At 69.9% G+C, this 23,460-nt stretch carries 16 protein-coding genes and 1 tRNA gene; 12 read left to right on the top strand and 5 right to left on the bottom strand.

Annotation, left to right across the window (positions count from 1 at the left end):
* Positions 1-133 precede the first annotated feature (133 nt).
* Positions 134-1,399 (bottom strand): SPFH domain-containing protein, encoded by a 1,266-nt coding sequence (locus EBN03_RS25860; protein WP_233608638.1) that lies wholly within the window; start codon positions 1,397-1,399, stop codon positions 134-136.
* A 178-nt stretch (positions 1,400-1,577) separates the two neighbouring features.
* Here EBN03_RS25860 and EBN03_RS25855 point away from each other — a divergent pair, with 178 nt between their 5' ends.
* Both EBN03_RS25855 and EBN03_RS25850 read left to right on the top strand, forming a co-directional pair.
* Positions 1,578-3,116 (top strand): amino acid permease, encoded by a 1,539-nt coding sequence (locus tag EBN03_RS25855; RefSeq protein ID WP_122190785.1) that lies wholly within the window; start codon positions 1,578-1,580, stop codon positions 3,114-3,116.
* Between the two features lie 144 nt (positions 3,117-3,260).
* Positions 3,261-5,651, top strand: a complete 2,391-nt coding sequence (locus EBN03_RS25850; protein WP_122190738.1) for a serine/threonine-protein kinase — start codon at positions 3,261-3,263, stop codon at positions 5,649-5,651.
* Positions 5,652-5,654: 3 nt separating this feature from the next.
* Here EBN03_RS25850 and EBN03_RS25845 read toward each other — a convergent pair whose 3' ends face one another.
* Complete coding sequence (locus tag EBN03_RS25845; protein ID WP_122190737.1) at positions 5,655-6,008, bottom strand: DUF1707 SHOCT-like domain-containing protein; 354 nt, start codon at positions 6,006-6,008, stop codon at positions 5,655-5,657.
* Between the two features lie 179 nt (positions 6,009-6,187).
* Here EBN03_RS25845 and EBN03_RS25840 point away from each other — a divergent pair, with 179 nt between their 5' ends.
* A complete protein-coding gene (locus EBN03_RS25840) occupies positions 6,188-6,919 on the top strand; it encodes a MerR family transcriptional regulator (RefSeq protein ID WP_122190736.1) in 732 nt (243 codons plus the stop codon).
* Between the two features lie 6 nt (positions 6,920-6,925).
* Here EBN03_RS25840 and EBN03_RS25835 read toward each other — a convergent pair whose 3' ends face one another.
* Positions 6,926-7,450: a hypothetical protein gene (locus EBN03_RS25835; RefSeq protein ID WP_122190735.1), complete on the bottom strand. Its 525-nt coding sequence runs from the start codon at positions 7,448-7,450 to the stop codon at positions 6,926-6,928.
* Positions 7,451-7,704: 254 nt separating this feature from the next.
* On the opposite strand from EBN03_RS25835, the gene EBN03_RS25830 reads away from it, so the two are divergent.
* Together EBN03_RS25830 and EBN03_RS25825 are read left to right on the top strand one after the other, a co-directional pair.
* Positions 7,705-7,777 (top strand) — tRNA-Asn (locus EBN03_RS25830).
* Positions 7,778-7,970: 193 nt separating this feature from the next.
* Positions 7,971-9,293 carry a hypothetical protein gene (locus tag EBN03_RS25825; protein WP_122190734.1) on the top strand — a complete coding sequence of 441 codons (1,323 nt, stop codon included), beginning with the start codon at positions 7,971-7,973 and terminating at the stop codon, positions 9,291-9,293.
* A gap of 628 nt (positions 9,294-9,921) precedes the next feature.
* On the opposite strand, the gene EBN03_RS25820 is transcribed toward EBN03_RS25825, so the two are convergent.
* On the bottom strand, positions 9,922-10,260 hold the full coding sequence (locus EBN03_RS25820; RefSeq protein WP_122190733.1) for a histone-like nucleoid-structuring protein Lsr2: 339 nt from the start codon (positions 10,258-10,260) through the stop codon (positions 9,922-9,924).
* Between the two features lie 412 nt (positions 10,261-10,672).
* Here EBN03_RS25820 and EBN03_RS25815 point away from each other — a divergent pair, with 412 nt between their 5' ends.
* Both EBN03_RS25815 and car read left to right on the top strand, forming a co-directional pair.
* Positions 10,673-11,704: an alpha/beta hydrolase gene (locus EBN03_RS25815; protein ID WP_407671238.1), complete on the top strand. Its 1,032-nt coding sequence runs from the start codon at positions 10,673-10,675 to the stop codon at positions 11,702-11,704.
* Between the two features lie 42 nt (positions 11,705-11,746).
* Positions 11,747-15,238 carry a carboxylic acid reductase gene (car, locus tag EBN03_RS25810; protein WP_122190731.1) on the top strand — a complete coding sequence of 1,164 codons (3,492 nt, stop codon included), beginning with the start codon at positions 11,747-11,749 and terminating at the stop codon, positions 15,236-15,238.
* A gap of 141 nt (positions 15,239-15,379) precedes the next feature.
* On the opposite strand, the gene EBN03_RS25805 is transcribed toward car, so the two are convergent.
* Positions 15,380-16,876 (bottom strand): PucR family transcriptional regulator, encoded by a 1,497-nt coding sequence (locus EBN03_RS25805; protein ID WP_122190730.1) that lies wholly within the window; start codon positions 16,874-16,876, stop codon positions 15,380-15,382.
* Positions 16,877-17,193: 317 nt separating this feature from the next.
* Between EBN03_RS25805 and EBN03_RS25800 the strand changes: the two genes are divergently transcribed.
* Genes EBN03_RS25800 through EBN03_RS25780 form a run of 5 tightly spaced genes read left to right on the top strand, consistent with a single transcriptional unit; the run spans position 17,194 to position 23,377 of the window.
* Positions 17,194-18,069: an FAD binding domain-containing protein gene (locus EBN03_RS25800; RefSeq protein WP_122190729.1), complete on the top strand. Its 876-nt coding sequence runs from the start codon at positions 17,194-17,196 to the stop codon at positions 18,067-18,069.
* The gene (locus EBN03_RS25795; RefSeq protein WP_122190728.1) at positions 18,069-18,551 is read left to right on the top strand and encodes a (2Fe-2S)-binding protein; all 483 of its coding nucleotides are present in this window, start codon (positions 18,069-18,071) and stop codon (positions 18,549-18,551) included. The genes EBN03_RS25800 and EBN03_RS25795 overlap by 1 nt, the downstream gene beginning before the upstream one ends.
* The gene (locus EBN03_RS25790) at positions 18,548-19,909 is read left to right on the top strand and encodes an 8-oxoguanine deaminase (RefSeq protein ID WP_199742962.1); all 1,362 of its coding nucleotides are present in this window, start codon (positions 18,548-18,550) and stop codon (positions 19,907-19,909) included. Before EBN03_RS25795 ends, EBN03_RS25790 begins: the two co-directional genes overlap by 4 nt.
* Positions 19,906-22,239: a molybdopterin cofactor-binding domain-containing protein gene (locus EBN03_RS25785; protein WP_122190727.1), complete on the top strand. Its 2,334-nt coding sequence runs from the start codon at positions 19,906-19,908 to the stop codon at positions 22,237-22,239. Before EBN03_RS25790 ends, EBN03_RS25785 begins: the two co-directional genes overlap by 4 nt.
* Positions 22,232-23,377: an XdhC family protein gene (locus EBN03_RS25780; RefSeq protein WP_122190726.1), complete on the top strand. Its 1,146-nt coding sequence runs from the start codon at positions 22,232-22,234 to the stop codon at positions 23,375-23,377. Before EBN03_RS25785 ends, EBN03_RS25780 begins: the two co-directional genes overlap by 8 nt.
* Positions 23,378-23,460 lie beyond the last annotated feature (83 nt).

Below are 23,460 nucleotides of genomic sequence, written 5' to 3'. Positions count from 1 at the left end.
CACGCGTAGTGGCCGACGTCGAAGGCCCGCTGCACCCGCCCGTGCGCCTCGGCACCCGAGAGCATCGCTGTCTCGAAGTGGTTGTGGCCCTGGATGTTTGCGGCGGGTCTCCCGGCTCGGGTGACCGGAACGGTCAGCTCGGTACCGGGGATCCGCAGTCGATGCAGAAGCGGGCGGTGGGGGTGAGTTCGGCGCCGCAGTCGGTGCAGTGGGTGGGTGGGGTGGTGAGGCGGGTGCCGCAGTGCATGCAGAAGCGGGCGCCCGGTGGGTTGATCGTGGTGCAGGTGGTGCACTGCGGGCCGGTGTTCGGTTGGGCAGGGCGCTCTTCCGTTGCGGGAGTCGGCTGGGTGGCGGAGGTCGGCTGCGCAGCTGTAGTCGGCTGTGCAGGCGTGGCCGGTTGCGTGGTCGGAGTCGGTTGCGCGCCTGGTGCGACGGTGGCCGGGGGAAGGGCCGTGGCAGCCGGATTCGCCTCGGCGGGAACCGGATTCGGTACCGCGAGCGACGGATTCGCGACCGGTGATGCCACGATCGGCGGCCCTGGATTCGGCGCCGGGGTGCCCTGCATGTCGGGATACAGGGCCCGCAATCCCAGTGCGGCGCCGAGGAATCCGCCTTCGCCGCCGGCGCCGTGGGCGAGGCCCTGGCCGGCGCCGAGTGCCATTTCGCCTGCGGCGTAGCGCTGGAAGTCGCCGGTGAGGCGGATGTAGGTGACGTCCTTGGCGAGTCGTTTGAGGCGGTCGGCGTCCTCGGGGGCGAGGCTGATGTCGACGTTGCCGAGGCGGGCGACGCGCAGGCCGTATTCGTAGAGGGTCAGGTTGACCTGGTGGACGACGGCGGCGTCGATGTCGGGCAGGTGGGCGGGCAGGCCCAGGATCGGCCACTCGCCGCGGGAGACGCCCTGGGTGACGGCGATCTTCATCGACTTGAGCAGCAGGTCGGAGGCCCAGCTCGACACCGCGGCGGGGTCGCGCAGGTTCGCGGTCCCGGCCAGCGAGGTGATCAGTTCGGCGGGATCCCGGACGGCCAGGGCGAATTCGCCGAACGCTCGCAGGGTGACGACCTGGGCGCTGACCGGGTCGGTGATATCGGCCAGTCGGCCACCGAAGCGGATCCCCGAATGTTCCCGGGTGGAGACGAAATACAGCTCGGCGCGGTAGGAGTTGCCGCCGGTGAGCGTGTCGACCAGTGCGCCGATGACGGGCAGCTCGTCGGCGTCGAGCCGGTGCCGGCCCGGGCCCAGCACGCCCAGCACCCGGCCGGTCTTGACGAAGACGGCGATCTCGTCGGCGTTGACCACCGCGCGGGAGTACCGGCGGATGTTCACGTCCGGCCATTTGTAGACCAGCTGGTTCTTGTGGGTCTCGGGGACCGCGATGAATTCCCGTTCCAGCCAAGCCATCTGCTTGCACCCCCGTCGATCGGTGACTGTTCGAGCGTCCCGTCGTATGACGGCAATGTCAACTGCGGCCCAGATGCGTTGCGCCGGTGTAAACCTCGCGAATCACCCATTGATTGCGCCGCTACTTAACGGTACATTAATTGCAGATATGATCCAGGTCACGGGAAAGGACTTCACCATGACGACCGTGCGACCCCCAGCCGACTCCGCGCCGGCGGACGTGCTGCACGACGAGGACGCCGGCTATCACAAGTCGTTGCACCCGCGGCAGCTGCAGATGATCGCAATCGGCGGCGCCATCGGGACCGGCTTGTTCCTCGGCGCGGCCGGCCGGCTGCACTCGGCAGGCCCCGGCCTGTTCCTCGTATACGGAATCTGCGGCATCTTCGTCTTCTTCATCCTCCGGGCACTCGGCGAGCTGGTACTGCACCGCCCCTCCTCCGGCTCGTTCGTCTCCTACGCGCGCGAGTTCTACGGCGAGAAGCTGGCCTTCGGTGTGGGCTGGATGTACTTCTTCCACTGGTGTATGACGGGCATCGTAGACATCACCGCCATCGCCACCTATGTCCACTATTGGGGGGCGTTCCGCGCCATACCGCAGTGGACCATCGCCCTGGTCGCGCTGGCGCTGGTGGTCAGCGTCAACCTGATCTCGGTGAAATGGTTCGGTGAGCTGGAGTTCTGGGCCGCGCTGATCAAGGTGATCGCCCTGGTGACCTTCCTGGTCGTCGGCACGGTGTTCCTGGCGGGCCGGTTCAAGCTGCAGGGCGAGGTCACCGGTCCCAGCGTGATCGCCGACCACGGCGGATTGTTCCCGGTCGGCCTGCTGCCCTTGGTCACGGTCACCACCGGTGTCGTATTCGCCTATGCCGCAGTGGAACTGATCGGCACTGCGGCCGGTGAGGCGGAGAACCCGGAGAAGATTATGCCCCGGGCCATCAACTCGGTGATCGCCCGGATCGCGCTGTTCTACGTCGGTTCGCTCGTGCTGCTCGGGATGCTGCTGCCCTACACCACGTTCAAGTCCGGCGAGAGCCCGTTCGTCACCTTCTTCGACAAGCTCGGCGTGTCCGGTGCCGGATCGATCATGAACATGGTGGTGCTCACCGCCGCGTTCTCCAGCCTGAACGCGGGTCTCTACTCCACTGGCCGCATCCTGCGGTCGATGTCGATGAACGGCAGTGCCCCGGCGGTGGCGTCGCGGATGTCCAGCACCGGCGTGCCCTACGTCGGCATCCTGGCCACCGGGTCGATCGCGCTGATCGGTGTCGGCCTCAACGCGGTGATCCCGGGCAAGGCGTTCGAGATCGTGTTGAACATGTCCGCCCTGGGCACCATCGCCGCGTGGACCGCGATCATCCTGTGCCAGCTGCAGCTGTGGCGTTGGTCGAAGATCGGGAAGGCGACCCGGCCGTCGTTCCGCCTGGTCGGCACCCCGTACACCAGTGTGGCCACGCTGATCTTCCTGGCCACGGTGGTGGTGCTGATGGCCACCAGCGACGACGAGGTGCAGCGCGGTGCGGTGATCTCGATGGTCGTGGTGGTGGCGCCGGCGTTCGTGGCCGGCTGGTTCCTGGCCCGCAAGCGGGTCATGCGGATGGCGGCCGAGCGGGTCGGCTACACCGGGCAGTTCCCGGTACTCGCCGAACGGCCGCTGGCCGATCACGCCGAGGCCCATCCGGCTCAGCCGGCCGAGTCAGCCGAGGCGCCGGAGTAACCCGACGAGTAACGCACGTCACCGAATACGCCCGCCGGATATCCGGCGGGCGTATTCCCAAGGCGGGGAACATATTATGCGCGCCACATCGCGCCCCGGCCCGACAATGACCTTTCGGAGCAACAGCGGGCTCGAGAGGTTCCCATGCCGGACCAACCCAGCGCCGCGGACCCGGCGCAGCCGCATCCGTGGTCGAACAAGCGGATTCGCGGCGCCGAGCCGGCGGGAGCGTTCCGGCACCCCTGGGCGACCCGGCGTTCCGGCGCCGGCGATCCGCTCGGATCAGCGTGGCCCGCACCGCGAATGGGCGCCGCGCGGCTCGCGCCGGAGCGCCTGTCCGCGGCCGAGCTGGGCGACCTCTCCGTGCTGGTCGCCGCGCTGGCCGGCGACGGTACCGCGGCCGCCGAGCGGGAGACCCGGTCCCGGCCCAGCGTCCGCCGTCTCGGCGACGGCCTCGTCCCGCTACCGGTGGTGACGACGGTGGACCCGCGCTCGGTGGTACTCGACGATCCGGTGGTGCCGGAGTCGAAGCGCTTCTGCTGGAACTGTTCGCGGCCCGTAGGTCGCGGAACCGACGGCGCCGCAGCACAGGACGCCGGCACCTGCCCGAACTGCCGCTCGCCGTTCAACTTCCGGCCCGCGCTCGCGGTCGGCGAGGTGATCGGCGGCCAGTACGAGGTGCAGGGCTGCCTGGCCCACGGCGGCCTGGGCTGGGTGTACCTGGCCATCGACCGCAATGTCAGCGACCGCTGGGTGGTGCTGAAGGGCCTGCAGAACCCGCAGGACTTCGAAGCCAATATCGTCGCCCTCGCCGAACGCCAATTCCTCTCGGAGATGGCGCATCCGGGCATCGTCAAGATCTACAACTTCGTCCGGCACCGCTCCGCCCGCGATATCGCCGACGGCTACATCGTGATGGAGTACGTCGGCGGCCGGTCGCTCAAGACCATGCTCGACCACAGCGGGCCGCACCGGATGCCGGTACCCGACGCCATCGCCTGCCTGATGGAAGTGCTTCCGGCACTGGACTATCTGCACTCCTACGGCCTGGCCTACAACGACCTCAAGCCCGACAACATCATGGTCACCGAGGACGAGGTCAAACTGATCGATCTCGGCGCGGTCGCCGCCATGGACAGCTTCGGCAGCATCTACGGCACCCCCGGCTACCAGGCCCCGGAGATCACCGAGACCGGTCCGACGGTCGCCACCGACATCCACACCGTCGGAATGACATTGGCCGCGCTGGTGCTGGATCTGCCGCGGGGTCCGGACGGCGACCGCCTGCTCTGCCTGCCCGAGCCGGAGAACCAGCCGGTGCTGCGCCGCTACCCGGCCCTGTACCGGCTGCTGCGCCGCGCCACCGACCCCGACCCGCGGCGCCGGTTCCCGTCCGCGTACGCCATGTACTGCCAGCTGGCCGGTGTGCTGCGGATCGTGCTGGCCGCCGACACCGGCCGCGAGCACATCCAGGTGTCCACCGAATTCGGGGCGCTGCGTGGCGATTTCGGCGTCGACACGGTACTGGGCGCGATCGAGGGCATGCTGGACGGCGTGCCGCGCACCGCGACGCTGGATCCGGCCGACATTGTCGCCGCCCTGCCGGTGCCGTTGATCGACAGCGAGGACCCCTGCGCGGAACTGCTGACCCCGCTGCTGCACTCCGAGGCCCGTTCGGCCCTGGACGCCCTGCAGCGCGCCAACGACCGGATCCGGTCGGGCAGCATGGCGGCGCCCGCCACCTACGAGCTGGAGGCATCCCTGACCGCGGTGCGCGCCCACCTCGATCTCGGCGACACCCTGAGCGCCTGCCGGCTGCTGGCCGAACTGCGGCCGGACTACCGAACCGATTGGCGCATCGAATGGTTCATGGGCATCGCGGCCCTGTTGGACGGCTTCTCCGACCGCGCCTACGAGCATTTCGACGAGGTCTGCGGCATGGTGCCGGGGGAGATCGCGCCCGCCCTCGCACGGGCCGCGGCGGCCGAACTCGTGCTGCGGTCCGGCACCGGCGCCGACCCGCGCAAGTGGGAGGCCGCGGCCGCCGACAGCTACCGGACCGTGTGGCAGACCAACCACGGCGCGGTGAGTGCCGCATTCGGCCTGGCTCGCCGGCTGGTCGCGGCCGGCGACGCACCGGGTGCGGTGGCGGTCCTGGATGCGGTCCCGGCGGCCTCGCGGCACTTCGGAGCCGCCCATCTGACCGGCTGCCTGCTGCTGGTGTCGCAACCGGTGCACGAGATCAGCGCGAGCGATCTGGCGACCGCCGCCGGCCGGCTCGCGGCACTGCCGGGGGAGCGCTGGTTCGCGCCGCTGCGCGTGGTGGTGGTCGGTGCCGCACTGGAATGGATCCGGATCGGCGGTGTCCCCGCGGGAGCCCGGCCGGAACTGCTGGGTTTCGCGATGACCGAGGCCGGGTTGCGGGAGGGCCTGGAGACCAGCCTGCGTGCGCTCGCCCGCCTGGCCACCGATCCGTGGCACCGGTACCGGCTGATCGACCTGGCGAACCTGTCCCGCCCGCGCTCGCGCTGGTAGCACTCAGCGCGGCCGGAACCGGCGTGCGGCGAACACGGCCGCGGCCGCCGGCAGCAGCAACCAGAGCCACTGGCCGCTGTAGGCCGCCAACACGATCGCGCAGCCGGTGACGCCGGCCAGTGCGACGGCGAGCCGGGGGAGGGCACGACGCGGAGCGGGGGGTTCGGGGGCGGCCCCGACGGCGGGCAGATCGACGAACAGCGCGGCGAGTTCGTCGCGGGTGGTGGCCGCCGCTACCCGGGCACTGCGTTCACTGAATTCGGTCGGATCCAGCCGGCCGAGGCCGAAATGCCGCGACAATTCGGTGAGTGCCCGCTCCCGCTGGTCGGTACCGATCCGGTTGCCGAACTGCTCCACGGGGTCAGCATAGTTCGCGGCGCGGGCACCCGAATCGCCCGAATTTCCATGGTTGGGAACCGTTTCGGCGGTCCGGTAGCCATCGATACGCCGAAGTGTGCCGGGCGGCGCGACGGTACGTTGTCGAATGCGACACCACGCGGGGCGAAAAGGCGATTCGGTGTGGTTTCCTTGTAGATATGGCTGGTGGTGTCGAGTACACGATCGACGAGCTCGCACGTGAGGCGGGTACGACGGTCCGCAGCGTGCGGGTGTATCACGAGCGGGGTGTGCTACCCCCGCCCGCGGTCAAGGGTCGCACCGGTTTCTACAGTCCGCAGCACCTCAACCGGGTGCGCACGATCAGTCGCCTGCTGGATCGCGGAATCAAGCTCAACGGCATCAAGGAACTGCTGGCCGCCTGGGACCGCGGTGACGACCTGGGCGACATCCTCGGTGTGGAGGAGTTGGCCGAGCCGCCCGCGGCCGCGGCCGCGGGCGAGACCATCAGCGCGACCGAGCTGTCGGATCGGTTCGGTGCCGTGCCCAGCGGTTTGGCCCGGGTGGTCGCGGCCGGGTTGTACGAGCCGGTCGACGCCGCCACCTACCGGGTCGCCGACCGGGAGCTGGCGTACTTCGCCGACCAGCTGATCGGCGCGGGTGTTCCGGTGGCCGAGGTGCTCACCGAGCTGGAGAAGCTGCGCACCGACTGCGACCGGATCGCGCGCCGGGTCGCGGACCTGTTCGGTCGCACGGTGTGGGAGAGCTTCCGGCAGGCCGAGCGTTCCTCGGTCGGTGACGCCGAGTTCACCGAGCGTGTCGAGCTGGTGCGCTCGGCCCCCGGCCGGACCGCCGCCGACCTGGTGAACAGGTTCGTCGGGCGGTACCTGGCCGAGGACCCGGAACTCGCGGAGCTGCTGCCCGGCGAGTGAGCCGGTTCAGGAGAGCGCGCCGTCGCTGCACATGCTCGAGCTCCGCCACGAGTTGGCCGGGGGCTGGACGCCGGCGTCGAAGGCCCACAGGTCGACGAATCCGGCCGGGCGCCACAGCAGTGCGCCGCCGACCTGCTGCACCTGATAGATCGATTCGCTGCCCTCGATCAGCTGGTTGCCGACGCAGTAGTCCATGTAGTCGGAGCCGGGCTGGATCGCGCCGACGCTGAACTGTCCCCAGGGTCCGGCGACGGCGCCCGGGTTGGGGACGCTGCTGGGGTTGCGGGTCGGAGTGTGTGACCAGTCGGCGGAGAACAGGGTGGTGTGGCAGCGGAACTCCCAGCCGCCGGCGTCGATCGTCTGGTCGTTGTGGAAGCTCTGGCCCGCCCACAGGCAGGACGGGCCGAGGTCGGCGTCGGCCGGTGCGACGGCGGCGTAGGCGCATCCGGCGAACGTGATCGCCGCCACCATCGTCTTGGCTACCGCGGCCCGCAGCCGGTTCGTACTCTTGCGGCTGTTGGTCGTGCTCATGTCGTGACCTTCCCTCGCTTCTGTGTGCCGTGCCCACCGGCCATCACGCCGAGTAACGTACCGCTGTTTGACGGCACGCTCTGTGCGTAGTATCACCGGGGGTGGGAAGTGCCATCGGCGCACATGCGCCGGAGCCTGAGGCAAACCCCGCCGAAATCGCCACATTCCCCCAGGTAGGAGCGCGATTTGGGAAGTAAACCGGGCATGCAGTAAAGTTTCTCCTCGGTCGGCCCGACAGGGCAGACCGGGAACAATCCCCTATAGCTCAATTGGCAGAGCAGCCGACTGTTAATCGGCAGGTTTCTGGTTCGAGTCCAGATGGGGGAGCAGGTCCGAGGCCCCTGCCGGTGCGATACCGGCAGGGGCCTCGTTCGTTGTGTGCGCGTGAGCACGGTGGCGAGCCGGGTCGGGCAGAATAGATAGCCTGATGGTTGCTGAACGGCCGCGCCGCCGTCGATCGCACCGTACCGGCCGAGACTCGACTGCGGCCGGTACCGCGGTGCTTCGTAGCCTTCCCGTCGTGGTCCTGACCGCCACCGCGCTGGCCGCCACCCTGCTGGCCGGCCAGGCCATCATCCTCCCCGTCGGGCTGCCCTCCGACCACGAGGTGTCCGAGGCCACCCGCACCGTGACGATCTTCGCGCTGCCGCAGTCGACGGCCGCGGGGATGAGCACCGCCCTGGGCGTCTCACTGATCCTTGCGAACCTGCAACGGGCGCTGATCGCCTGGGCGACGTCTATCGGGGGAACAGTCCTCATGCTGCTCGCGCACACCGTGTTCGCCAAGGGGACGATGGGTACCTCCCTGACGAGCCTGAACTATCTGGACGCCATCGCGGGCGGACTGCTGTTGGCCGGTGTCTCGATCGGTATGCGACCGGGCCGGCCGCAGTTCGTCGGCTGGGTGGTCGGCGCGCTGGGCGTGATCACGGTGGGCGGATCGCCGCCGGGCACCCACGTGGTGAACCCGAGTCACGCACTGCGGCTGGTGGATTGGTCCACGGGGGAGTCGCCGCCGCTCTGGCTGATGCTGGCGACGCTGCTCCTGCTCGTGATCGTCGCCTGGTGGGACCGCCTGCGCTCGGATCTGCCGCCGCTCGTCTACGAATTGCCGGTAGCGCCGGTGCTGTCGTGTGCGGTGATCGTGGTCGAATCGATGACGCTGCCGGACTGGGTGAGTCATCACGGCCGCTCCCTGCTGGTGATCGCCCTCGCGGTGGCCGGTGAGGCGCTCACGGCGCTGGTCGCGGCCCTGCTGTTGCCGGGGCGGGACGGCGCTCTCGTCCTGGTCGTCGCGGCGGTCGGGGCGGTCGGGCAGGCCGCGCAGGCGCCGGTGGTCTCCGGGAGCGCGGCCGTGGTATTCGCCGTGCTCGTCTCGGTCGGTGTGCTCCTGGCGCTGCGCCGGCAGAATCCGAACCGGGCAATCATCGGCGTGCTCGTGGTGGCCGTTTACGCCGTGCTCAGCTATCGAACCTCGGCGGACGATCGCTGGCACGCGATCATCCAGGGAATCGCCCTGGCTCTGGCCGGCGGCTACACATTCGGATCCTGCCGGATCACTTACCGCCCGGTCCGGGTCATCGCGCTGGCGATGCTCTATACACCGTCGGTTACTCGCGGTCTCCGGGACGCGCGGCGGCCGATTGTAGACCCGCGTTCGCTGAATCCCGATAAATGGTCCATCGCGGGCCCGGCGCCGGCCGACTCGTTCGCGCCGGCAGTTGCCGCGCTGGTCGTCGCGATCGGTTGCTGGTTGGGCTTGCTGCTGCTGCGGCATTTGCGGCCGGACGGGCCTGGAGCGCGGAAGGCGCCGGATGTGCCGAGCGACGAAGCCGCAGGATGATCGGCGGGCGCCGGCCCGAAAGCTAGCTGAGGTGCCAGCTGAGGATATCGGAGATGGATCCGGTGATGTTCGAAACGATGTTGGTGATCTCTTGGGTGAAATCGACAGCGGCGGAACCCAAGTTGAACAAATCTGCGCTCATGGAAATATCGTCCTGACAAGTCGAGAAGATTCTGACCTGGGCACCGTACCAAGATATTGCTTCTGAACGGAAATTATGTGGCCTGCTTCACGTGTGGTTGCCGAGAATGAACTGAGTCTCATCGGTGAGCCCGCGGATGTTCACATGGCCTGTTCGTAAGGCAATGTCCGAATCGAACATCGGTTTGCCGCACGGGTGAATTGTCTTCTCTGTACTCGCGGACTGCCGCCCCATCGGACTACCCGGAGAGTGTTTCGATTCTCGGTTCGGACTCGTCCCGGATGTCCGCTTCGGGTGGACTGTTCCGACTCGGACTCCGATGGCCGATCTGCGCCCGGTGACTCGAATGGGCCGCGGGGCGCCGGCGCGAACATACGGCCGGATCGATTACCGGATGTGCGGTCTCGGGGGCGCGAAAGCGACGATGGCGGTACCCCCGGAAAGGGGACACCGCCATCGCCCGCGCGCGTGCGCGAAGTTCGGAGATTACTTCTTGGCCTTGTTGTAGGCATCCATGATCTCGGAGGGGATGCGACCCCGAGACGAGACCTGGTGCCCCTGCTCACGGGCCCATTCGCGGACGGCGGCGGTCTGCTCGGCGTTGGCGGCGGACCGAATCCGGCCCGACCCCGCCTTGCGGCCCGAACGGCCGACCTTCCGTGCGCTGTTCATCCACGGCTCCAGCAATTCACGCAGCTTGCCGGAGTTCTTCAACGACAGGTCGATCTCGTAGTCCCAGCCGTCGACGGAGAAAAATACGGTCTCGTCGGCTTTGGACTTGCCGTCATAGTCGTCGACGAGGGTGACGGTCACCTTCTTCGCCATTCGATCGGTCCTCTCGCGTTCATTGAAGGCTGATAACCGAATGTTAGGTCATGTCCGGAGTGGTGATCAATTCGACCCTCGAAATTTCTTCACATCGACGCTCGAGATGCGATCACCGGATTCCGTGACTGCTCGTCCCGGCGAATTCCCGCGGATCTGTGCCGCGCGGAAACACTGTGAACTCGGCTGTGTCGGAGTGGGTTTCGGGCCTTCCCGGGACGTATCGGCCGGCGTCGCCGGGCGCGTGTCGTTCGAGGCGAGTGGACCCGGTAAATCGGGCGAACGGGATGCCGGTTTTCCGGTCGGCCTACCTACCGGTCGGGTAACGTGTCGCCCCGGTGCGTCGGTCGTCGGCGTCCAGAGCAGGTTAGGTTCGAAGTTGGTTCTCAATCACAGGGTTCGGACTGCGGCAGTGGCGACTGCCGCCGCGCTGTGTGCCGCCCTTCCCGTGACCACCGCGCAGGCCGACCCCGCCGACCCGGTCATCTCGGCCCACCGCCTGGCCGCCGACCCGGTCGCGGCGGACGGATCCCGCATCACCGACGTCACCTACGACAGCGACCGCCACCTCACCATGAAGGTGTACTCGGCCGCGATGGACAAGGACGTCACGGTCCTGGTCCAGCGTCCGGCCGACACCTCGGTGCCGCGCCCGGTCCTCTACCTGCTCAACGGCAACGGAGGCGGCGTCGACCTGGTCAGCTGGGAGACCAACACCGACGTCCTGCAGTTCCTCAACGACAAGAACGTCAACGTCGTCACCGCCATCGGCGGCGCCTCCAGCTACTACACCGACTGGCAGAAGCCCGACCCGGTGCTGGGCGTCAACAAGTGGAAGACCTTCTTCACCGAGGAACTGCCGCCGCTGATCGATGCCGCGCTGGCGACCGACGGGACCAACGCGATCGCCGCCATCTCGATGACCGAGACCTCGATCCTGCAGCTGGCCGAGGCCAAGCCGGGGCTGTACCGCGCCCTGGGGGCCTACAGCGGTTGCGCCGGCACCAGCGACCACTACGGCCGGGATTTCGTCAAGACCGTGGTGGAGTTCTACGGCGGCGGCGACGTGCGCAACATGTGGGGCGAGGACGACGACCCGATGTGGCAGGCCAACGACCCGCTCCTGCACGCCGAGGGCCTGCGCGGAATGAAGCTGTACTTCTCCACGGGCACCGGGATGCCCGGGGTGCACGACAACATCCAGGACGATCACATCGCCGGCCCGGTCGGTCACGACCCGGTCATGCTCGCCGACCAGATCGTGATCGGCGGCCTGATCGAGGCCGGCGTGAACTGGTGCACGCACAACCTGCAGACCACGCTGGGCCAGCTGAACATTCCGGCGACCTTCGACTTCCAGCCCAACGGGACCCACTCGTGGGGCTACTGGGAAGATGAGTTCAAGAAGTCATGGCCCGTGCTCGCCGACGGACTGGGCATCTGACCCTGTCGTTCGAGGGGGCGCGGCCGGCTGAAAGGCACGGTCATGATCGAGGACAAACGGGCGGCGCGGGCTCGGCGGATCGCTGAGCTCTTCGCCGACGAACGGCTCCGCGCGGCGGCGCCGGACATGGCGGTCATCGAGGCGCTGCGGACGTCGACGCTGCGGCTGGTGGAGCTGGTCGACGTGGTGATGACGAGCTACGCGACCCGGCCCGCCTGCGCCGAGCGGGCCACCGAGTCGGTGGTCGACGGGTCCGGCCGGCGCAGCCGCCGCCTGCTGCCGGGTTACCGCACGATCAGTTACGCCGAGTTGTGGGCGCGGGCCGGCGCCGTCGCGGCGGCGTGGCAGCACGACGATCTGGCCCCGGTCGCGCCCGGCGACTTCGTGGCCACGCTCGGTTTCACCTCCGCCGACTACACCGCGATCGATCTGGCGTGCCTGCGGGCGGGCGCGGTGAGCGTGCCCATGCCGACCACTGTGCCGGTGGCGCAATGGAATTCGATCCTCGCCGAGACCGGGGCGCGGATCTGGCTGGTCAGTCTGGAGTCGCTGCGGGCCGCCGCGGAGGGGCTGCAGGCCGATTCGCCGGTGCGCACCATGGTCGTGTTCGACTACCACCCGGACGACGACGGCGACCGTGAGGTGGTGGAGGCGGCCCGCCGGGCCCTGGTGGCGTCGGGCGCACAGGTCCGGCTGACGACGCTGGAAGCACTGGTCGTGCGCGGTCGCGAATTGCCCGCGCCGCTGGTGGTTTCCGACGACCCCGACCCGCTGCACCTGCTCATGTACACCTCGGGCAGCACCGGAACGCCCAAGGGCGCCATGTACACCGAGCGCCTGGCCGCCGGATTCTGGCGGGGCGCAGGCACATTCACCCAATCCTCGCGTGCCTTGTCGCCGGCCATCGGCCTGCACTACATGCCGCTGGGTCATCTCATGGGCCGGGGTGTGCTGCTGGGCGCGCTGGCCCGCGGCGGCACCGCCTATTTCTCCGCCGGCAGTGACGTGTCCACGCTGCTCGAGGACACCGCGCTGGTGCGCCCGGTGGAGCTGTTCCTCGTACCCCGGGTCTGTGACCTGTTGTATCAGCGCTATCTCGGTGAGGTCGACCGCCGGATCGCGGTCGGGACCGACCCGGCGACGGCGGCGGCCGAGGCGCTGGCCGAGGTCCGGGACCGGGTCCTCGGTGGGCGAGTGGTCACCACCATGTGTGGTTCGGCGCCGCTGACCACGGCCATGCGGCAGTTCATGGAGCGGCTGCTGGGCATCGACATGCACGACGGGTACGGCTCGACCGAGGCCGGCGGGCGGATCATGCTCGACAACCGGATCCGGCGCCCACCGGTGCTGGAATACAAACTCGTCGACGTGCCGGAGCTGGGCTATTTCGCCACCGACCGGCCGCATCCGCGCGGCGAACTGTTGCTCAAGTCCACCCTGATGATCCCCGGCTACTTCAAGCGGCCCGAGCTGACCGAGCAGATCTTCGACTCGGACGGCTTCTATCGCACCGGCGATATCGTGGCCGAGATCGAACCCGATCACCTGGTGTACGTCGACCGGCGCAACAGCGTGTTGAAGCTCGCGCAGGGCGAGTTCGTCGCGGTCAACCGGCTGGAGGCGCTCTTCGTCGCGGCCCCGTCGGTGCGGCAGATCTACCTGTACGGCAACAGCGAGCGGTCGTATCTGGTCGCGGTGGTGGTGCCGACGCCGCAGGCGTTGGCGGCGCGAATCACCAAGGGGGAGATCGCCGTCGAACTGCGCGGGATCGCGCACGAGGCCGAACTGAATTCCTACGAGATCCCGCGCGACTTCCTGATCGAGCCCGAACCCTTCACCGCCGCAGGTGGTTTGCTGTCGTCGATGGGTAAACCGTTGCGGCCCAAGCTCGCCGAGCGCTACCGCGAGCGGCTCGAGCAGCTCTACGCCGATCTGGACCGGCGCCGCAGCGAGCAGCTGGCCGAACTGGCCCGGGAGGCCGAGAGCCGCCCGGTCCTGGCGACGGTGTGCCGCGCCGCCGAGGTGCTGCTCGGTACCACCGCCCTGCCCGATCAGCAGTTCACCGATCTGGGCGGCGATTCACTTGCCGCCCTGTCGTTCTCGCAGTTGCTGCACGAGATCTTCGGGGTGTCGGTCCCGGTGGGCGCGATCACCGGACCCGATACCGACCTGCGCCGGATCGCCGCTTATGTGGTGGCGGAACAGAATACGGCGGATCATCGCCCGACCGTGGCCTCGGTACACGGCCTGGGCTCGCGGCTGGTGGCCGCCCATCTGCTGCTGGACAAATTCCTCGACCCGGCCACGCTCGCGATCGCGCCCACCCTGCCGCGCGCCCCGCATCCGCCGCGGACCGTCCTGCTGACCGGCGCGAACGGCTATCTGGGCCGGTTCCTCACGCTGGAGCTACTGCGGCAACTCGACCCCGCCGGGACACTGATCTGCCTGGTGCGCGGCCGCGACGCCGAATCGGCCCGGGCCCGGCTGGACGCGGCGTTCGACGACGGCGCCGCGCTGCACGCGGACTTCCGGATCGACGCGGCCGGGCGGCTGCGGGTGGTCGCCGGTGACGTCTCGGCGCCGAATTTCGGTCTGCCCGAATCCGATTGGCAGGAACTGACCGAATCGGTGGACCTGGTCGTGCACGCCGCGGCCCTGGTCAACCACGTCCTGCCGTACGCGCAGTTGTTCGGCCCCAACGTGGTCGGCACCGCGGAAGTCATCCGCTTCGCGCTCACCACCACGATCAAACCGATCGCGTTCCTGTCCACCGTCGCGGTGGCCGGCCAGGCCGGTCGCGATGCCTTCGACGAGGACGGGGACATCCGCCGGGTGAGCCCGGTCCGGGCGATCGACGCCGGGTACGCGAGCGGCTACGGCAACAGCAAGTGGGCCGGCGAGGTGATGCTGCGCGAGGCGCACGAGCTGTGCGGGCTGCCGGTGACGGTCTTCCGCTCGGACATGATCCTGGCCCATCCGGACTATCCGGGGCAGTTCAACGCGGGAGACATGTTCAGCCGCTTGCTGTTCAGTGTGCTCGCGACCGGGTTGGCACCGAGCTCGTTCTACCTCTCCGACCCGGCCGGTGGCCGTCGGAGCGCGCACTACGACGGGCTGCCGGTCGATTTCACCGCGGCCGCGATCACCACCCTGTCGCTGGCGATCGACACCGGGTTCCGCACCTACGACGTCCTCAACCCACACGACGACGACATCTCCCTGGACACCTTCGTCGACTGGCTGATCGAAGCCGGGGAGCCGATCGAACGGATCGACGGCTTCGACAACTGGTCGGACCGTTTCGAAACCGCGCTGCGGGCGCTGCCGGACAAACAGCGGCAACAGTCGGTGCTGCCCTTGCTGCACGCCTTCCGGCGCCCCACGCAGCCACTCCCGGGCTCACTGCTGCCGGCGGGCAAGTTCCGGGCCGCGGTGCAGGAAGCGGGTGTGGGCCCGACGGGCGACATTCCGCACTTGACCCGGGAACTGATCCTCAAATACGCGGCAGACATACGCCTGCGCGGCATGTTGTGAATGCCGACGTGACAACTGATTTCGTGCGGTCCGGGTAACTCGCCGGGTACGCCCGGAACCGCCGTGCATTCATGCCGCCGCCGAGCGTGCCGGACGCCGACGGCACCTGGCTGTGCCGAAAAACTCGGAGAGGCGGGGAGCTCAGCGCAGCGCCAACGCGAGGAAGAAGTCCACGCGGTCGGCAAGTCGGGACAGGTCGCGGCCGGTGAGTTCCTCGATGCGGGCGATGCGGTAGCGCAGCGTGTTGACGTGCACGTGCAGCAGTTCCGCGCTGCGGGTCCAGGAACCGTTGGCGTGCAGGAAGGTGTGCAGCGTGTGCACCAGATCGGCGCCGTTGTCGGCGTCGTAGCTGGTGAGCGGGTCCAGTAGCCGCAGCCGGAACATGTGCCGCACCTCGTCGGGGACCCCGGCCAGCAGCAGCATGTGGGTGGCGAGTTCGTCCTGGCCGACGACACTGGCCCCCTGGTTCCGCCCGGCCGCCATCCGGCGGGCGTAGCGGGCCTCCTCGACGGCCCCGCGCAGGCCGTCGGCGTCGACCGCGCCGCTCACTCCGATCGAGAGCCGGGTCCCGGTCAAGGCGGGGGCCAGCACGTCGAGCGCCTCCTGGACGACGGCGAGCGGCGGGTGGCCGGTCGGTACCAGGGCGATGGTCTCGCCGTCGACGACTCCGGTGGCGGCGGCCGTGCCAGCCAGGATCTCGCGGACCAGGGCGCGAACTTCACTGGGCCGCAAGCCTTCCGCCGCGGCGGCGGCGATCGCCACATACGGTCCGCTGCCGATGCCGGTGAGGTTCAGGCGCGCGACGATATCGGCCGGGCGGGCGTCGGAGACGACCAGGTCGATCAGTTCTTCGGCCAGGCGGCCCTGGGCGCTCTGCCGGTCGTCGCCGCGGGCCCGTTCCAGCGACACGATGGCGGCGAGTTCGCCGACCATGGCCCGTCGTTCGGTGGCCCAGTCGTGAAAGTTCCCGGCGAACACCAGGAACCAGTCGGCGGCGCGGGAGGTTCCGTGCTCGTCCACCGCGAAGATCGAATATGGCTGTCCGGCAACGGTACTCAGCGCGGGCAGCCGACCCTCGGCCAGGCATGCGGTCCGCACCTGCGGTGGCGGGCCCGGGTGCGGGCCGGCCAGTGCCCGCCCGGTCGCCGACACCACCCAGCCGCGCAGCCCGAGGTCGCGTTCGACGAGGTCGAGAACCGAGCCGACCCCGGTGCCGGCCACCAGCTGCCGGTGCCGGTCCAGCAACGCGGCCACGTCCGAGGCTCGTTCGGCCGACAGTGCCCGCATGATGCGCTCGGTGATCGTCGAGAATGCCACCTGTTCGGGCACTCGGAACAGCGGGATCCGGTGCCGCCGGCAGGCCTGCACCAGATCGTCGGGTGGCGCCCCCAGCCGTGCGTCACCCGCGGCCAGCCCCGCCACCCGCGCGCGGGCCAGCGCCGCCACGAAGGTCTCGCTGTCGGCGGCGTCGCGGTGCCAGGCCAATCCGGTGAGCACGAGCTCGCCACCGGACAGATAGCGGCTCGGATCGACCAGGTCCTGGGTCACCACCCAGCGCACGAACCGATCCAGCTCGGCCTCGCCGGTCACGAGTTCGAGCCCCAGTTCGGGCAGGGTGGTCAGGGAACGCAGCCGCATGGTCCTCGAACGCTAGCAACTATCGGGCCCGGACCGGAGTCGGCAAGCCGGACGAACCGACCTCGGCCCCCCCGGACGATTACCGAGCCGGCGCGGGGTCGTCGGTCAGCGGGTCGCTCGGACCCGCGAGAAACGTGAATGTCACCCGGGAAGTCGCCGGTAACGCGGCCGACATCCGGTTTGGAGGTTCCTACGAATTCCGCCCGGATCCGGGCCCGACAGTTCGGAGTTCCGGGCGTGGCCACGGCGAACACGATGCGGGTTGACTGGCGGTGACAGGCGTGCGCGAGCTGGACCTGCGACGAAAGGGGCGGCCGATGCGATTCCTGCGGCCACACAGCTGGGCGGAGGCGCTGGACCTGCGCGCCGCGTACCCGGACGCGACGGTGATCTGCGGGGGGACCGATGTGATGGTGGAGCTCAACTACGATCGCCGCCGCCCATCGGCGCTGCTGGATCTGACCGGCTGCCCGGAACCGGCCGTCGTCGAGCGGGCAGGCGACGGCGTGGTGCGGCTGGGTGCGGCGGTGACCTACACCCGGATCGTGCGGGAGCTGTCCGAGCTCACGCCGGGGCTCGCGCAGGCCGCCCGAACCGTCGGCTCGCCGCAGATCCGCAACCGCGGCACCGTGGGCGGCAACCTCGGGGCCGCGAGCCCGGCGGGGGACAGCCATCCGCCGCTGCTGGCCACCGGTGCGGTGGTCGAGGCCGAATCCGCCGCGCGCGGGATCCGGACGATCCCGATCGACGACTTCTACGCCGGTCCCAAACGCCACACCCTCGCCGCCGACGAGCTGATCCGCGCGATCCGCGTGCCGGTGGCGGCCGGACCGCAGTACTTCGCCAAGGTCGGCACCCGCAACGCCATGGTGATCGCGGTGTGCTCGTTCGCGCTCGCCCTCGACCGCACCACGCGGACCGCCGGCACCGGCATCGGCTCGGCCGGCCCCACCCCGCTGCGGGCGACGGCAGCCGAAGACTTCCTCGCCGCGGCCCTGCCCTGGAACGATCCGGCGCCGCTGCCCGAATCGGTGCTGCGCGAGTTCGGGTCGCTCGTCGCATCGGCGGCCCGGCCCATCGACGACGTGCGCGGCACCGCCGACTACCGCACCCACGCGCTCGCGGTACTGGCCCGCCGCACGCTGACCTGGGCCTGGGCCGACCACCGGACATCGAACAGGAGGGCAGCGTGATGCGAATCCAGTTGCGAGTCAACGGGATCGAAGAGACCGTTGACGACGTCTGGCCGGGCGAGAGCCTGCTCTACGTGCTGCGGGAGCGACTCGGCCTGCCCGGCGCCAAGAATGCCTGCGAGCAGGGTGAATGTGGTTCGTGCACAGTGTATCTGGACGGCGCGCCAGTCTGCGCGTGCCTGGTCGCGGCCGGGCAGGCCGAGGGCGCGGCGGTGCGCACGGTGGAGGGCCTGGCCGCCGGTGACACACTCGATCCCGTACAGCAGGCCTTCCTGGACTCCGGCGCGGTGCAGTGCGGATTCTGCACCCCGGGACTGATCGTGGCCGTCCACGACCTGCTCGAACGCCGGCCGCGCCCCACCGATCCGGAGATCCGCGAGGCCCTGGCCGGAAACCTGTGCCGCTGCACCGGATACGAGAAGATCCTCGACGCGGTCCGGCTCGCCGCGCGGCGCCGCATCGAACCGGCAGGTGCGGCATGACCGGCCCCGCCGCCCCGATCCTGCTCGAAAACGCCTGGATCGCACCGGTCGTCGGCCCGGAGATCCAATCCGGCTGGCTGAGCGTGGCACAGGGCCGGATCACCGGGATCGCCCCCGGCCCCGCGCCGCGGATCACGGGCGCGCACCGGATCGACGCCACCGGCTGCCTGATCACTCCCGGCCTGGTGAACACCCATCACCACCTGTACCAGTGGGCGACCCAGGGCCTGTTCCAGGACGCCACCCTGTTCGAATGGCTCACCGGCCTGTACCGGCTGTGGGCCCGGATGGACGCCGAGGTCGTGTACGGCGCGGCGAGTGCCGGGCTGAGCTGGCTGGCGCTCACCGGCTGCACCACCTCCAGCGACCACCACTACGTCTTCCCGGCCGGTCGCGGCGACCTGTTCGACGCCGAGGTCCGGGCCGCCGCCGAGGTGGGGTTGCGGTTCCATCCCTGCCGGGGCTCGATGGACCGCGGCGTGTCCGCCGGTGGCCTGCCCCCGGACGAGGTGGTCGAGGACCGCGACACGATCCTCGCCGCGACCACGGAAACGATTCTGCGCTACCACGATCCGGCCTTCGACTCGATGCTGCGGGTCGCGGTCGCGCCGTGCTCGCCGTTCTCGGTCACCGAGGAGCTGATGCTCGAGTCGGCCGCCCTGGCCCGGTCGGCGGGCGTGCGGCTGCACACCCATCTGGCCGAGACGCTCGACGAGGAGAAGCACTGCCTCGAGCAGTTCGGCCGCACCCCGGTCGAATACCTCGACGATCTGGGCTGGCTGGGGCCCGACGTCTGGTTCGCGCACGCGGTGCATTTGCACGACAAGGACATTCGCCGCTTCGCCGAGACCGGGACCGGCACCGCGCATTGCCCCGGCTCCAACGGCCGGCTCGGCGCCGGGATCGCCCGGGTGACCGAACTGCTCGCCGCCGGCGCGCCCGTCGGGCTCGGCGTGGACGGCTCGGCCTCCAGCGAACTCAGCTCGATGGCGGGGGAGATGCGCCAGGCCTTGCTGTTCCAGCGCGCGGTGCACGGCCCGCAGGCGATCTCCGCGCGGCAGGTTCTCGAGCTCGCGACTCTCGGCGGCGCCCGGAATCTGGGCCGCCACTTCGAGATCGGCAGCCTGGAGGTCGGCAAGCTCGCCGATGTCGCGGTGTGGCGGATGGACGGGTTCCGGTCCGCGGTGGTGGATCCGGTGTGGGCGTTGGTCTTCGGGCCGACCCCGCCACTGGCTCGGCTGCTGGTCGGCGGCGCGACCGTGGTGAGCGACGGCGAATTACGCACGATGCCACAGGATGCGGTGGCGCGAGCGGGCCGCATCGCGCACGCGCGGCTGGCCGGATCGGAGTCCCGATGAGTACGGTGCGGCTTCCGGCCCACGTCACCAGCGCGGGTCGCGGCGGGGTCGGTGACAGCCCGCCGCGACCCGACGGCCCACTGAAGGTGAAGGGCGAGTTCGCTTTCTCCTCCGACCTGTGGCTGGCGGGCATGCTGTGGGGCGCGACGCTGCGCAGCCCGCACGCCCGCGCCCGGATCAACCGGATCGACACCTCGGCCGCCGCGGCCATGGCCGGTGTGCACGCGGTGCTCACCCACGCCGACGTGCCGGGCGAGAAGTACTACGGGCTCGATCAGCGCGACCAGCCGGTGCTCGCCGTCGACCAGGTTCGCCACCACGGGGAACCCGTGGTGATCGTGGCCGCCGACCATCCCGAGATCGCCCGGCGGGCGGTGGCCGCGGTCGAGATCGACTGGGAGGTGCTGCCGCCGATCACGGATCCCGTTGCCGTCGTGGACGACCCGGTCGGCAATCAGGTGCAGCCGCTCGGCGGGATCGTGCGGCATCAGCCGGTTCGGACCGGCGACGTCGACGCCGCCCGTGGCCGCGCCGAGGTTGTCGTCACCCGCGAGTTCGAGATCGGGATCCAGGATCAGGCATTCCTGGGGCCCGAATCGGGTCTGGTGGTACCGGCCGACGACGGCGGCCTCGAATTCTTCGTGGCGACCCAGTGGATCCACGTCGACGTCACCCAGATCGCGCCGTGCCTGGGCCTGCCCGAGGCGGCGATCCGGATGACCATGGCCGGGGTCGGTGGGGCGTTCGGCGGCCGGGAGGACCTGTCGATGCAGATCCACGCCGGGATGCTGGCGCTGCGCACCGGGCGCCCGGTGAAGATGGTCTACGACCGGCAGGAGTCGTTCTTCGGGCACGTCCACCGGCATCCGGCCCGGATGCGCTACACCTACGGCGCCACCCGCGCCGGGCAGCTGGTGTTCGCCGAGGTCCGGATCGTGCTCGACGGCGGCGCATACACCTCCTCGACGGTCAATGTGGTGGCCAACGCAGCGTCGCTGGCGGTCGGGCCCTACGTGTTCCCGAACCTGCGGATCGACGCCTACGGGGTGTACACCAACAATCCGCCGTGCGGGGCCATGCGTGGATTCGGTGCGGTCCAAGCCTGTTTCGCGTCCGAATCGATGCTGGACGAGCTGGCCGGCGAGCTCGGCACGGATCCGGTGCGGCTGCGGCAGCTCAACGCGGTGTCGCAAGGATCGGCGCTGGCCACCGGGCAGATCCTGCACGCGCCCACGCCGGTCGCCCCGATGCTGGACCGGATCCGGACCCTGCCGCTGCCGAAACCGCTGGACCGCAGCGATATTCGGCACCTGCCCGGCGGTGTCGCCCAGACCACGCACGGCGAGGGCGTGTACCGGGGGATCGGATACGCGGTGGGGCTCAAGAACATCTGCTTCTCGGAGGGGTTCGACGACTACTCCACCGCTCGGGTTCGGCTGGAGGTGATCGCGGGCGAGCCCGTCGCCCTGGTGCACACCGCGGCCGCCGAGGTCGGGCAGGGGCTGGTGACCATCGCCGGGCAGATCGTGCGCACCGAGCTGGGCATCGAGCAGGTCACCATCGCGCCGGCGGACAACCGGGTCGGCAACGCCGGTTCCACCTCCGCCTCCCGGCAGACCTATATGACCGGCGGCGCGGTCCGGGCCGCCTGCCTGGCCGTCCGCGACGAGGTGTTGGAAATCGCTGCGGCACAGGGATATCCGGCCACTGCGATGGCGGGCGGCAAGGTGGTGTCCGACACCGGGGAGGTCCTCGCCGCCCTCGCCGACGTGCTCGGTGACCGGGTTGCGGAACAGACTCGCGAATACCGGCACCGCCCCACCACCAAGCTCGATCCGCTGACCGGACAGGGAGATTCGCATGTGCAGCTCGCGATCTGTGTGCACCGGGCGGTGGTCGACGTGGACGTGGAACTGGGCCTGGTGAAGGTGGTCGCCCTCGACGCCGTGCAGGACGTGGGCCGCGTCATGAACCGGCAGGCACTCGAGGGCCAGATCCACGGCGGCGCGGTGCAGGGCCTGGGGCTGGCGGTGATGGAGGAGATCCAGGTCAGCGACGGTATCGTGCGCAATCCGTCGTTCACCGACTACCTGATCCCGACCGTTCTCGACACCCCGCCGCAGCTGCTCGACATCCTGGAGAACCCCGATCCACGCGCGCCCTACGGCCTGCGCGGTGCCGGTGAACCGCCTACCCTGTCCGCCACCCCGGCCGTGGTCGCCGCGATCCGCGACGCCTGCCGGGCCGCCGGCGGGAACGGGCGCATCACCCGGGTTCCGGTGCGCCCCAACGATATTCTCGCGGCGGCGGGCGGTGCCTGGCATGCGTGAGCTCGCCGCCGCACTGCTGGCCCGCCACGTGGCGGACCGCGACTACGCCCTCGCCACCGTGATCTCGGTGCGGGGCAGTGCCCCCTGCGCGCCCGGCACGTCGATGGCCGTCGACACCACCGGCGCGGTGGTCGGCAGCCTGTCCGGCGGCTGCGTCGAGGCCGCGGTGCACGAGCTGTGTGTCGAGGTGCTCGCGACAGGTGTGCCGGTGCGGGAAACGTTCGGGTACAGCGATTCCGACGCCATCGCCGTCGGTCTGACCTGCGGCGGTGTGCTCGAGGTGTTCGTCCACCGGGTGGACGCGGCAGCCCGCCCGGCGATCGAGGCTGTGCTGACGGCTGCGGGGCCGGTCGCTCTCGTGCGCGATCTCCGGACGGGAGCGGCCGGCGCGCTGGTCGAAGCGGACGAGCCCGCCGCATCGACGGCAGACGTCGGCCAGGCTGCCGCCGAAACTGCTCGGCCGGTGGGAGATTCGGACTGGCTGGGCGCCGCGTTCTCGCCTCGGGTTCGGGCCGAAGTGCGCGACATGCTGGCCGCGGGTTGCATCGGAATCCGCCGGATCGGTTGCGGCGCAGACGAATCGGAGCTGTTCGTCGTGTCCTACCGTCCGCCGCCGCGGCTGCTCGTGTTCGGGGCCGGTAACTTCTCCGCCGCGCTGGTCCGAATGGGCAAGTACCTGGGCTATCACGTGACGGTGTGCGACGCGCGGCCCGTATTCACCACGCGCGACCGGTTTCCCGAGGCCGACGAGGTCGTGGTCGAATGGCCGCACCGCTACCTGGAATCCACTGTTGTCGATGCCCGCACGGTGATCTGCGTGCTCGCGCACGACGCGAAATTCGAAGTCCCGCTGCTGGAACGGGCGTTGCGGCTGTCGGTGGCGTTCGTGGGTGCCATGGGGTCGCGCCGCACCTGCGCGGACCGGGCCGCCCGGCTGCGCGCGGCCGGGCTCACCGAGCGCGAGCTGTCCCGGTTACATGCCCCGATCGGCCTCGACCTGGGTGCCCGCTCGCCGGAGGAGACCGCGGTGGCGATCGCCGCCGAGATCGTGGCCGCCCGCACCGGCAGCACCGCCCAGCCGCTCACGACGACGCCGGGCCCGGTGCACGGGGGCGGGATCGCCGTCAGCGCCGGGTGAGTCGGCGTTCGGCGGGCGGGTCGGCGTCCGGCGGGCGGGTCGGCGCGCGGCGGGGCGGGACGGCGCGCGGCGGGGCGGGACGG

This window comes from Nocardia stercoris (assembly GCF_003696265.1).
Lineage (GTDB): Bacteria > Actinomycetota > Actinomycetes > Mycobacteriales > Mycobacteriaceae > Nocardia > Nocardia stercoris.
The sequence above is the reverse complement of the archived record's forward strand: the minus strand, read 5'-3'. Positions and strand labels throughout refer to the sequence as shown.